The organism is Streptomyces sp. NPDC093097 (assembly GCF_044754325.1).
Taxonomy (GTDB): domain Bacteria; phylum Actinomycetota; class Actinomycetes; order Streptomycetales; family Streptomycetaceae; genus Streptomyces.
The window spans coordinates 233,017-244,525 of record NZ_JBIVOW010000003.1; the positions used below are offsets into that span (position 1 = coordinate 233,017).

The window sequence follows — 11,509 nt, forward strand, 5'->3', positions numbered from 1 at the left end:
GGTCTCCCCCATCGTCCCATGAGCGCAGGGGGTGGGGCGGTTCGGGCAGCCGGGGCGGGCGGGGCGGGGCCGCGCCCGGGGGCACGGGGGCGGGGCGCGGCGCCCGGGGCGCGCCGGACCGGGCCGCCGGTCCGGGAGCCCTTGCCGGATGCGGCCCCCAGCCCGGTTTGGGCGCTCGTAAACCCTGCTGGTAGCCTGGTCCACTGCGCTTCGTACCCTCTCTCCATACGAGGCGCGACTCGAAACTCCAACGAACCTGAAAAGGCTCTTTCGTGGCGAACATCAAGTCCCAGATGAAGCGGATCAAGACCAACGAGAAGGCTCGTCAGCGCAACAAGGCTGTCAAGTCCTCGCTGAAGACCGCGATCCGTCGCACCCGCGAGGCCATCGAGGCCGGTGACCTCCAGAAGGCCACCGCCGCCCAGGCCGTGGCGGCCAAGAAGCTCGACAAGGCCGTCAGCAAGGGTGTGCTGCACAAGAACAACGCCGCCAACAAGAAGTCGGCGCTGGCCAAGAAGGTCGCCTCCCTCAAGGGCTGACCCTCTGCCCCGACCGCGCCCGCCGCGGTCACCCTGCCGCCAGGGACCCAGCGGCCCCTCTCTCCGCTCCCTGCCGGTGCACCACCGCGCTGCACGCGGCCTGCGTTCGCCACGCGGGTGCGGCGCACCCGGCTCCTCCGCGGTATCCAACCCGCCGAGCAGCCACACACACTGAATCCACGTATGTGGATGGGGAAGACCCCGCCGGTGCCCGTTTCGGGCCGGCGGGGTCTTTTTGTTGTGTGCGGGGGGGCTGTAGGGGCTCTGGTCGGGACGTCGAACGGGCTCCGGTCGGGACGTCGAATGGGCTCCGGTCGAGACGTCGAACGGGCTCGGGTCGAGACGTCGAGCGGGCTCAGGTCGGGACGTCGAACGGGCTCCGGCCTGACTCCGGCCCGCCGACGAACCGACTCCGGCCTGCCGTCCGGCCCGGCTCCGGCCGTGTTCCCCTCAGGCCGCTCCACGGCGGGTCCCCTATCCGGAGATGTCCGCTACGCTGCCGCCATGTCCAACACGGGGGACCAGAACAATCCCTTCGCGGCGCCGGAACCTCCCGCCTACGGCCCGCCTCCCGCACCGCAACCTCCGGTGCCCGCCCAGCAGAATCCCTACGCCCAACCGATCCCGCAGGGCACGCAGGGCCCGCCGCCCCCAGGAGCACCGCCCGCCCCACCTCAGGAACCGGGCGGCTACGGCTATCCGGCACCGGGCGCCTTCGGCGCACCGGGTGGGGCCTACGGGCCGCCGCCCGGCGGCACCTCCGGAGAGGTCCCCGGCGGCGTTGCCGGTGGAACGGCCCGTCGGGGCGTCTCCGGCTGGCTGTGGGCCGTCGGCGGCGCGGTCGCCGCCACGGCGATCGGGGCCTCCGCGCTCTTCGCCGCCGGCGCGTTCTCCTCGGAGCCCGACCCCGACCTCAAGGGCTACGCCTACCGGGGCGACCTCTGCGCCGCGACCTCCCTCGCCCCGTTCGAGAACGCCCACTACAAGGCGAAGCCGAGCACGGACAGCAGCACCGGCTCGGGAGCGAGTACGCCGGGTTCGTCGAGTCCGTCGTCCCCGCCGAACCCGCAGCACAGCGGGTCGCGGATGACCTCGATGGACTCGATGTGGTGCAACATCTCCCTCACCACGGACAACACCGGCCCCACCAGCTACTCCTCGACCTGGGTCTACAGCTCCGTCACCCTGCACAAGAAGGCCGACCCGGCCCCGGAGTTCGCCGACACCTACCGTGCGTACGAGAAGCAGCAGACCTCGATCGCGTACAAGGTCGAGCCCGTGTCCGGCATCGGCGACGAGGCCTACCTCGTGACCCGCAACGACGTCCCCGGCAGCAACAACAGTGCGTATGTGATCCTCGCCGTCCGCGACGGCTGGATGACGTACCAGGCGACCTGGTCGAGCTATACGGCGAGCACCAGCGGCACCAAACCGCCGACCTCCGCCGAGATCGCCACGATGCTGGAAACCAGCACCAAGGAGACCCTCAAGCAACTGCACCACTGAGGTGCTGAGTTGAGGGGCTGGAGTGAGGGGTTGATGGGGTGGGTTGAGGGGCTGGGGTGATCAACTGCGGTGGTGAGCTGCCGCGTTGGTGGCGCGCGCGGCATGCCGGCGTCATGGGATCACCGTTGGCGCGCCCCTCACCGCACCGGTGCGGCTACCGGGAGCGGGCCGCCCGCGCGATCGTCACCACGGCCTTCTCCAGGGCGTATTCGGGATCGTCCCCGCCGCCCTTCACCCCCGCATCGGCCTCGGCCACCGCGCGCAGCGCCGTCGCGACGCCGTCCGCCGACCAGCCGCGCATCTGCTGCCGGACCCGGTCGATCTTCCACGGCGGCATGCCCAGCTCGCGGGCGAGATCGCCGGGGCGGGCACCGCGCGGGGCGGAGGCGAGCTTGCCGATGGCCCGGACGCCCTGCGCCAGGGCGCTGGTGATCATGACGGGGGCGACGCCGGTCGCGATCGCCCAGCGCAGCGCCTCCAGCGCCTCCGCGGCCCGGCCTTCGACCGCGCGGTCGGCGACGGTGAAGCTCGACGCCTCCGCGCGACCGGTGTAGTAGCGCGCGACCACGGCGTCGTCGATCGTGCCCTCGACGTCGGCGACCAACTGTGCGCAGGCCGACGCCAGCTCGCGCAGATCGCTGCCGATGGCGTCCACCAGCGCCTGGCAGGCTTCCGGTGTGGCGGAGCCGCCGGAAGCTCGGAACTCGCCGCGGACGAAGGAGAGGCGGTCGGCGGGCTTGGTCATCTTGGGGCAGACCACTTCGCGCGCCCCTGCCTTGCGGGCCGCGTCCAGCAGCCCCTTGCCCTTGGCTCCGCCGGCGTGCAGCAGGACCAGGGTGATCTCCTCGGCGGGCGAGCCGAGATACGCCTTCACGTCCTTGACGGTGTCCGCCGAAAGATCCTGGGAAGCGCGCACCACCACGACCTTGCGCTCGGCGAAGAGCGAGGGGCTGGTGAGCTCGGCGAGGGTGCCGGGCTGGAGCTGATCGGGGGTGAGGTCCCGCACGTCGGTGTCCGCGTCGGCCGCCCGGGCAGCGGCCACCACCTGCTGCACCGCGCGTTCGAGCAGCAGCTCCTCCTGCCCCACCGCGATCGTGACGGGGGCGAGCAGATCGTCGTTAGCTGTCTTCCTGGCCATCGCGTCCCAGCATCCCACGCCCCACCGACAACCCCGTCCGCACCCGGCCCCGACCACCCGCTCCGGCCGGCGGTGACCACGCCCTGCCGCTTCCCTCCCTTCTCTCTTCTCCGTGCGGCGGTGGGTCCGCTACTGCCCCCTGTTGCTGCTGAGCCGTCCCTTGGGCAGCCGCCCTCGGTCCCCGGTTCCCCAGCCCCTGGTTCCCCGGTCCCCGGTCCCTCGCCGCGGGACCCTGCCGGACAATGGACCGGTGAACCACACCCACTACGGACGCCACGTCCTCGTCCTCCCCGACCGCGACGCCGCCGAGGAAGTGGCCGAGGCACTGACCGAACGCTTCGGTGTCACCGAGGAACCCCAGCTGGTACGGGACGCCCTGGCCGGTGAGGACGACGCCGAGGACGCGCAGTGGCTGGTCGTGGTCGAGGACCCCGACGCCTCCTACGACGCGGCCCGCCTGGATGCCCTCGCCACGGAGTACGACGGCTGGCGCGAGACCGAGTAACCACCCCGGCCGCCCAGCCACGACGCCCACCGGGGTCGCGAGGCCGCGAGCCCGCCCACGAGGGGGCGACGGCGCGGAATCAGTCCCTCCACCCGCCCCGCTCGTCCTCCTCCCCCGCACTGACGAGGACGGGTTCCCGGTCCAGTACGACGCCGAAATGGCTGCGGTAGGCCGGCAGGACCTCGGCCGCGTCCAGTTCGCGTTCCTCCCGGGCGCCGTCGGCACCGGTGATCACCAGCGTGCGCCCGGAGAGCGTCACCCGGCCGTTCTCCGTGAGCCGCGAGCAGACCAGCGACCGTCTGAAGTGCGAACTGGGCGACGTACGCTGCCACCAGCAACCGGCCTCAAAATCCACCAGCTCACGCGGGCGTTGCTCCAGCCGGTACTGCGCCTCCCCGTCCCGGTAGACATCGAGGTCCCCCTCCGGCGTCTCCACTATGCGGAAGAGGCCCCCGGGGTCCGTCTGCTCCGCCTCGCTGTCCAGCCGCAGCGGATGATGACTGTGCCGCCCGAAGCCGACGTCCACCAGCCAGGACCCGGTGCACGTGCGGACCCGCAGCGCCAGATGGTCGTACGGAATCCCGATCCCCTCGGGCCCGAACACCCGCGCCGCCAGCAGCTCGACCTCGTACCCCAGCGTCCGGAGCAGTGCCGCGAAGGCGCCGTTGAGCTCGTAACAGAACCCGCCCCGGCGAGCTCGGACGATCTTGTCCAGCAGCGGCTGCTCCGCCAGCACGATCTCCTCGCCCAGATGAATGGCGAGGTTCTCGAACGGCACGGCCCGCAGATGGCGCAAGTGCAGCGCGCGCAGCGCCTCGTCGTCGGGGCTGCCCGGTCGGGCAGCGGCTATCCGCCGGAGATAGGCATCCGCGGTGACCTCGTCCATCAGGTCTCGTCCTCTCCTGTGTCGTCTCTACGTTGTCACTGTCGTCACTGCGACGCAGTTGTCGTCACTGCGATGCAGCTGTCGTCTCCACGTCGCGGTTGGGTTGCCGCCGGGTCGGCGCTGTCAACGCCTCGTCGGCGCCCTGTCGCGCGTGGCTCTCCACCTGCCCCGTCGGGCTCGTGGTCTTCCTCGTGCTTCTCCTCGCGAGCGCCCCCGCAGCCTCCGTTCGAACCGACCCCTGAGCCGGCCTCCGAGACAGCTTCGGGTTCGTTCTCCGGACCGGCCTCCAGACCGGCCCCTGGACCGGCGGCCGCCGACCACAGCAGACAGTTTGCCGGGGGTGCCGACGACCGCAATGGCGCCATCGGTGTCGGTACGCAGCACCAGGGTGCCCCCGGCTCGCAGCGCCGCGACGGTGCGCGGTGCGGGATGCCCGTACGGGTTGCCGGCGCCGCAGGAGATGAGCGCCAGGCGCGGTATCAGGCGCTGCATCAACTGCGGTTCCTGATAGGCGGAGCCATGGTGTGCGACCTTCAGGACGTCGACGGCGGTCAGCTCCGGGTGGGCGGCCAACAGCGACTGCTGGGCAGGTGGTTCGAGATCGCCGGGCAGCAGGACGGTCAGCCCGCCCGTCCGCACGAGCAGCGCCACGCTTGCATCATTGGGCCCGGAGAACTCACCGCCACCAGGCGACGGCTGCGGCCCCAACGAGGCAGTGGGCCAGAGGACTTCCCACGTAAGGGGGCCCAGCTGACGCCGCTCCCCCGGTGCGGCGCGGAGGACGGGCACGTGGGCCTGGGCCGCAATGCCGTGCACGAACTTCGCTTGTGTGGCGGGTTCTTGAAAGGTCGTGGTCTCGATCGCGCCGACCGAACGCCCGCGCAGTACGCCGGGCAGACCATCCACGTGATCCGCGTGAAAGTGCGTCAGGATGATCAAAGGGATGCGGTGGACACCAAGTCCGGCCAAGCAGCGGTCGATGGCGCGGGGCTCGGGCCCGGTGTCCACCACCAACGCCGTGCCGTCACCGGCCGCCAGCACCAGTCCGTCGCCCTGCCCCACATCACAGGCCACCACCCGCCAGTCCGGCGGCGGCCAACCGGTCAGCACACGGGTCAACGGCGCGGGGCGGCACACCGCCAGGACCAGGACCAACGCGCACAGCGCACACACCCAGCGGCGGCGCAGCACCCGGCGGCCGACCGCCCACAGCACCACGGTGACCGCGGCGAGCGCCAGTCCCCCCACCCAGCCGCCGGGCCAGTCGACCTCCGCACCCGGCAGCTCCGCCCCCGTACGGGCGACGCCGGCGATCCACTCGGCCGGCCAGCCCGCACACCACGCCAGCAGCTCGGCGACCGGCAGGGACACCGGAGCGACGGCGAGTGCCGCGAACCCCAGGATCGTCGCGGGTGCCACGGCCAGTTCGGCGAGCAGGTTGCAGGGCACTCCGACCAGTCCCACCCGGGCCGCGATCACCGCGATCACGGGTGCGCAGACTGCCTGGGCGGCGGCCGCTGCGGCGATCACCTCGGCGAGTCGGGGTGGGACCCGGCGCCGCTGGAGGGCGGCGCTCCAGCGCGGAGCGAGCAGGAGCAGTGCGCCCGTGGCCAGGACGGAGAGCAGGAATCCGTAGCGCCGGGCCAGCCACGGGTCGTAGAGGACCAGGAGCAGGACGGCGGCGGCGAGCGCGGGCAGCAGTGTGCGGCGGCGGCCGGTGCCGATGGCGAGCAGGGTGATCAGTCCGCAGGCGGCGGCCCGCAGGACGCTCGGGTCCGGGCGGCACACAACGACGAAACCGAGTGCGAGGGCCCCGCCGACCAGCGCGGTGCCGCGCAGGGAAAGCCCTATGCGGCGTGCCAACCCGCGGCGTTCGGCCCGGCTCGCGAGGTGTGGTGGGCCGACCAGCACGGTGAGCACGATGGTCAGGTTGCTGCCGGAGACGGCGAGCAGATGCGTCAGATCGGTGGCGCGGAAGGCGTCGTCGAGATCGGCCGACACCCGTGAGGTGTCGCCCACGACGAGGCCGGGCAGCAGAGCCCGGGCGTCCGGACTCAGCCCGTCGGTCGCCTCGCGCAGCCCGGCGCGCAGGCTCCCGGCCAACCGTTGAAGGGCGGATGGCGGCGCCACCACAGTCGGCGGTCCGACGGCGGTCACCCGCAGCACGGCGGCCGTGCGGTCCGCCGCCATCAACGCCGGTGCGGCACGTGCCGTCACCCGGATGCGAGTCGACGGCAACAACCTCCGCCACTCCGGCAACACCCCGCCCTCGCCTCCCTCCGCACGCCGCCCTGACGTCCCTTCCCCCGTCTCCCGCGTGCCCTTCACCTTCTTTGTGCCGCGCTGCTGGACGACCGTCAGCACGGGGGTGTGGACGGCGGTGACCGTCCCGTCCGGCGCCGTGACCCGGACGGCATCGGCGGTGAACACCAGCGCCGGCGGCGTCCGTTGCGAGCCGCGTACCTTGGGCCGGGTCATCCGGGGGTCGTCGGTCACCTCCAGTTCCACCGTGAGCTGCGCATACCGCTGGGCCCAGGTGGGCAGCGGCCCGCGCCGCACGTCCGCGGCGTGCAGCGCGGCGGACGCGGCACCCGCCGCGGCGCACAGCAACACCGCCGCCAGCGCCACGAGCGTCCCCGCGGTGCGGCCGCGACGCGGGCCACGGCCCCGGGCGGACCGGCGGTACGCCGGGCCGCCACCACCCCCTCCGTCGGCACCCGCTGCCCGGCGACCACCCGGCGCACCGGGCTCGGTCGAGCCGCCGGAACCACGCGAAGCAGCGGAACGCGTCGAGACACCTGGCCACATCGGTAACGTCCTGGCTCGCCAGAGCGCGACTGCGGCGAGTGCCACGGCCACCGCGCAGCCCACGGCCACCGCACCACCCGGCGCACCCAGCGCCACCGCTGCGGCCCCCCATGCCGCCAGTGCGGGACCGACCAGTCGCAGGTCAGCGGGTGCGCTCCGAGCCGCTTCCACCGTGCCGGACGAGGAGCTGCCCTGGCCGCCCCGGGACGTCTCGGCCGCGCCGCCCGCGACTGCCACGCGATGCGCTCCTGCCACACCGTTCGCCGCTGTCGCACCATTCGCGGCGGCCCTGCGATGCGCCCCTGTCGCCCCGTTCGCCTCTGTCGCACCGCGCGGCGAACCACCCCGGTTGCGGGTCGTGGTGTTCTCCGTCGGCCAGCCACCCGCCGACGCCACGGCATCGTGGGCGGAGGCGGCCTCCTTCCTGGCGGCGGCTGTGCCCTCCCGGGCAGGGGCTGCACCGCCCCAACCAGACGTGACGTGGTCACGAACGGAGTGGGCGTTGTCCCGATCAGAGGTGGCGTCCTTCCGGTCCGACGTCATGGCGTGACCAAGGGACGCAGATCGGCAAGCCGGCGCTCACCGATGCCGGCCACCTGACGGAGCTGGTCCACCGAGGTGAACCCGCCGTGCTGGGTGCGGAATTCGATGATGTGGCGGGCCAGGACCGGGCCCACTCCGGGCAGGGCATCCAACTGCTGAGCGGTCGCCGTGTTGAGACTCAACGGACCGCTCGCCAGACCCGGCCCACCGCTCCCCGCGCCACCTCCCCCACCATCCGCACCGCCGCCGGCGGCCTGCCCGTTCCCGCCCGCGCCGGCTGGGGTGCCGGCGCCCGCCGCACCGACCGCGATCTGCTCGCCATCGGTCAACAGCCGCGCCCGGTTCAGCCCGTGGATGTCCACCCCGTGCAGCACACCGCCCGCGGCCTCCAACGCATCGGTCACCCGTGAGCCCGCCGGCAGTCGTTGGATTCCGGGCCGCCGGACCTTCCCCACGACATCCACGACCAGCACCCGGCCCGTACCGCCCGGTGGCCCGCCGGTCATCGCTCCGGAGGACGAGGCGGGCGCCGATGACCACGGCGAGGCCGACGGGCGGGCGCCTCGGCCGGGCGCCGCAACCGCCCGGTCGGCACCCGGCGCACGCACCGGCTCCGGACTCGCCGCCCAGAAGTGCTGGACGGCGAACGCCACCCCCACGACGAGCACCAGGACCAGCGCCACCAGGGCCTTCGGGTCCGTGCCGAGCCGTAACTGGAGCCACAGCGGCAGCCGTTCACGTACCGCCGGCCACCAGCGCTCCGCCCTACGGGCACCGGGAGGGTCGTGCTCACGGGGCGGTGGAGCGCGATGCGCGTGCGGCGGCTCCGCACCCGAGTCGGACCGACCACGGCGACCGCCACCGCCACCGCCGGGACCATGCCCACCACCGGCCCTCAGGCCAAGGCCCGCCCCTGCCCCCGTACCCACACCCATGGCTGGCCCCCGCCCACCCTCATCCAGGCCGCTCTCACCCAAACCGGAATCCGCACCGGAATCCACTCCAGTGGCCACGCCGGTAGCCACTCCGGTATCCACGCCGACATGGGGATCGCTCGCTCGCCTCAGTCCGCTCCCGCTTCCGGCCCCCGTACCAGCCTCTGCTCCCGTACCGCGCTCAGAGTCAGCGCCGAAGATCACCGCCGCCCGAGCCTGCATCCGCTCGCGTTTCCACTCCCGTGCTCGCTCCCGCTCCCGTCTTCCCCACCGCACGGACGGCACGAGGGAGTTCGAGGATCCGAGGGACGGATGAGGCGGCCCGATCGAGGGCTCGGGTGCGGGAACGGACACCGACACTGACGTTGATTCCGGCGAGGAGGCCGTGCGAAAAGTGCTCATGGCCCCGACGGTAAGGACCTCACGCGATTCTCGCGGATCTCCGTCACATCCCGTGGATAAGTGCCGAGTTGTGGACAACTCCGTCACTCACAGGAGCACCCGAGGCAAGAGCTGGCACCCTTGCACCACCCCGACCAACGGCCGCACAGGCGTCACGCAGGCGTCACACAGGCATGCGGCCGACAGCAACCGCACCCGGGCCCTCACCTCGGCGAGACCACGACCCCCAACAACCCCGGCCCCGTGTGCGCGCCGATCACCGCGCCGACCTCGCTCACGTGCAGCTCGTCCAGCCCCGGCACCCGCTCCTGGAGCCGTTGCGCCAGTGCGTCCGCGCGCTCCGCCGCCGCGAGGTGGTGGACCGCGATATCGACCTGGCCCTCCCCCGCCCGCTCCGCGGCGATCTCCTCCAGGCGTGCGATGGCCCTGGACGCCGTACGGACCTTCTCCAGCAGTTCGATGCGCCCGTCGGCGAGTTGCAGGAGCGGCTTGACGGCGAGCGCCGAGCCGAGCAGCGCCTGGGCCGCACCGATCCGGCCGCCGCGCCGGAGGTAGTCGAGGGTGTCCACGTAGAAATACGCGGAGGTGCCCGAGGCGCGCTTCTCGGCGGCGGCCACCGCGTCATCGGCGTCCCCGCCGGCGTCCACCGCCTCCGCGGCGGCGAGCGCGCAGAAGCCGAGGGCCATCGCCACCATCCCGGTGTCGACGACCTGTACCGGCACCGGGGCGTCCTTCGCCGCCAGCACCGCCGCGTCGTACGTGCCGGAGAACTCCGACGAGAGGTGAAGGGAGACGATGCTGTTCGCCCCGGCCGCGGCGAGGGTGCGGTAGGTGTCCGCGAACACGGCCGGGCTCGGCCGCGAGGTCGTCACGGGCCGGCGCTTCTGGAGCGCCTGGGCGAGAGATCTCGCGGAGATCTCGGTGCCCTCTTCCAGGGCCTGGTCCCCCAGGACGACGGTCAGCGGTACGGCCGTGATGCGGTGGCGTTCGACAGCCGCGCGCGGCAGGTAGGCCGTGGAATCGGTGACGATCGCGACATGGCGGGACATGACTGGGAGGTTATCCGGGGACGCAGGCACCCGACAGTGCGGGCCCCTTCCGAAGATCTTCCAGGTTATGCCAAGGCTCTGCCAAGTCCGCCCAGGTCACAGCCATTCCAAGGCACGGAGAGCGGTGGCGATCCCCGTGCGGAGGGACAGGAGACAGGAGACGCTACCCGGCTATCCCGCCGCCGTCTTCCGCCCGCCGGCGGGACGTCTCCCGTTGCGGGGTCTTCTCCCACGAGTACGTCGGCTGGGTACGCGGGTCCCGAGCGGTAATCGCCGGGGCCTCCTCCTCCAGGGGGCCCCAGGAATAGTCCTTGCCACCAGGCGCCGAAGCCGTACCGAAGCCGGCCGCAGCGCCGGAACCACTTCCGGAATCGGCGCCGGCCCCGGGGCCGCCCGCCCCAGTGGAACCCGGCCCGGCCCAAGCCCCCGACCGCCCGTCCGTGCCGTGCGGCTGCCGGTCCGGCTCCGCCCCGTCGTCCGTCCAGTGCCGCAGGGCCCCCGCCTCCATGTCGATCTGGTCGCTCAGCGCGGCCAGGTCGTCGGCGGCGAACTTGCGGGCCCGGTCCCGGGCGGCCCAGCGCAGTGACTCCGCGGAATGCGTGATCCGCTCCAGGCGCTCCCGGAGCTCGGGGAGGCGGGCCGCGATGGTGGGCTTGCTGGGCTCGCGCTCCAGCCGGCGGAGGTCGTCGTCCAACTCATGGCCGTGCACGCTGAGCTGCTCGAAGAGCCGGACCGCCTCGGCGAGCGAGGCGTCGTCGGCGGAGCCGGCGCGCAGCACCTCCTGGGTGGCGCGCATGGACGTGCGCAACGTCAGCCGCAGCTGTGCCAGTTCGCCGACCACTCCGGGCTGGGTGAACTGCCGGGCCCGCAGCGTGGTGTCCTCGACCGTCCGCCGGGCCTGGGCGACCTTGCGGTCGACGCTGCGCTTGGCCGCCTGGGCCGCCTTGACCGTGAGGAACACCCCGGTGACCACGAACAGCACGAAGAGCAACCCGAAGATGGCGACGGCAACTTCCATGGGCACTCCCCTGAGGTGTCTGCGGCGCCGGTTGTGCACCGACGCCCGTACCTCCACGGTAAACGCGTCGGGCAGGTCCGGGGTTCCAAACGAACCCCCAACCTGCCCGTAGGGGAAACCACCTATACGCTCGCGGAACACCGGCCCCGCGCACCGTGCCCACCCACAAAGGGCCAGGTC

9 protein-coding genes are annotated in these 11,509 nt (G+C 72.7%); 3 read left to right on the forward strand and 6 right to left on the reverse strand.

Annotated elements, in window-relative coordinates; all coding sequences use genetic code 11:
• Window positions 1-272: 272 nt before the first annotated feature.
• Both rpsT and ACIQE0_RS06475 read left to right on the forward strand, forming a co-directional pair.
• Window positions 273-539, forward strand: a complete 267-nt coding sequence (gene rpsT, locus ACIQE0_RS06470; protein WP_366334686.1) for a 30S ribosomal protein S20 — start codon at window positions 273-275, stop codon at window positions 537-539.
• Between the two features lie 504 nt (window positions 540-1,043).
• On the forward strand, window positions 1,044-2,045 hold the full coding sequence (locus tag ACIQE0_RS06475) for a hypothetical protein (RefSeq protein WP_402329492.1): 1,002 nt from the start codon (window positions 1,044-1,046) through the stop codon (window positions 2,043-2,045).
• A 154-nt stretch (window positions 2,046-2,199) separates the two neighbouring features.
• On the opposite strand, the gene holA is transcribed toward ACIQE0_RS06475, so the two are convergent.
• Window positions 2,200-3,183 (reverse strand): DNA polymerase III subunit delta, encoded by a 984-nt coding sequence (holA, locus tag ACIQE0_RS06480; protein ID WP_366334683.1) that lies wholly within the window; start codon window positions 3,181-3,183, stop codon window positions 2,200-2,202.
• 250 nt (window positions 3,184-3,433) lie between these two features.
• Between holA and ACIQE0_RS06485 the strand changes: the two genes are divergently transcribed.
• A complete protein-coding gene (locus tag ACIQE0_RS06485; RefSeq protein WP_366334681.1) occupies window positions 3,434-3,688 on the forward strand; it encodes a hypothetical protein in 255 nt (84 codons plus the stop codon).
• 79 nt (window positions 3,689-3,767) lie between these two features.
• Here the strand turns inward: ACIQE0_RS06485 and ACIQE0_RS06490 are convergent, their stop codons facing one another.
• From ACIQE0_RS06490 to ACIQE0_RS06510, 5 genes are all read right to left on the reverse strand, one after another.
• Window positions 3,768-4,574, reverse strand: coding sequence for an arylamine N-acetyltransferase (locus ACIQE0_RS06490; RefSeq protein WP_402329495.1), 807 nt, complete (start codon window positions 4,572-4,574; stop codon window positions 3,768-3,770).
• A gap of 123 nt (window positions 4,575-4,697) precedes the next feature.
• Window positions 4,698-7,382 carry a ComEC/Rec2 family competence protein gene (locus ACIQE0_RS06495; RefSeq protein ID WP_402329826.1) on the reverse strand — a complete coding sequence of 895 codons (2,685 nt, stop codon included), beginning with the start codon at window positions 7,380-7,382 and terminating at the stop codon, window positions 4,698-4,700.
• Window positions 7,383-7,921: 539 nt separating this feature from the next.
• Window positions 7,922-8,608: a ComEA family DNA-binding protein gene (locus tag ACIQE0_RS06500; RefSeq protein WP_402329496.1), complete on the reverse strand. Its 687-nt coding sequence runs from the start codon at window positions 8,606-8,608 to the stop codon at window positions 7,922-7,924.
• An 857-nt stretch (window positions 8,609-9,465) separates the two neighbouring features.
• Complete coding sequence (locus ACIQE0_RS06505) at window positions 9,466-10,311, reverse strand: DegV family protein (protein ID WP_402329498.1); 846 nt, start codon at window positions 10,309-10,311, stop codon at window positions 9,466-9,468.
• Between the two features lie 163 nt (window positions 10,312-10,474).
• Window positions 10,475-11,329, reverse strand: a complete 855-nt coding sequence (locus ACIQE0_RS06510; RefSeq protein WP_402329500.1) for a hypothetical protein — start codon at window positions 11,327-11,329, stop codon at window positions 10,475-10,477.
• Between the last annotated feature and the right edge of the window lie 180 nt (window positions 11,330-11,509).

Bases quoted from the DNA above. Each gene is read 5' to 3' on its own strand.
- ACIQE0_RS06475 (WP_402329492.1), top strand. From the start codon at position 1,044: ATGTCCAACACGGGGGACCAGAACAATCCCTTCGCGGCGCCGGAACCT.
- holA (WP_366334683.1), bottom strand. From the start codon at position 3,183: ATGGCCAGGAAGACAGCTAACGACGATCTGCTCGCCCCCGTCACGATC.
- ACIQE0_RS06490 (WP_402329495.1), bottom strand. From the start codon at position 4,574: ATGGACGAGGTCACCGCGGATGCCTATCTCCGGCGGATAGCCGCTGCC.
- ACIQE0_RS06495 (WP_402329826.1), bottom strand. From the start codon at position 7,382: ATGTGGCCAGGTGTCTCGACGCGTTCCGCTGCTTCGCGTGGTTCCGGC.
- ACIQE0_RS06505 (WP_402329498.1), bottom strand. From the start codon at position 10,311: ATGTCCCGCCATGTCGCGATCGTCACCGATTCCACGGCCTACCTGCCG.
- ACIQE0_RS06510 (WP_402329500.1), bottom strand. From the start codon at position 11,329: ATGGAAGTTGCCGTCGCCATCTTCGGGTTGCTCTTCGTGCTGTTCGTG.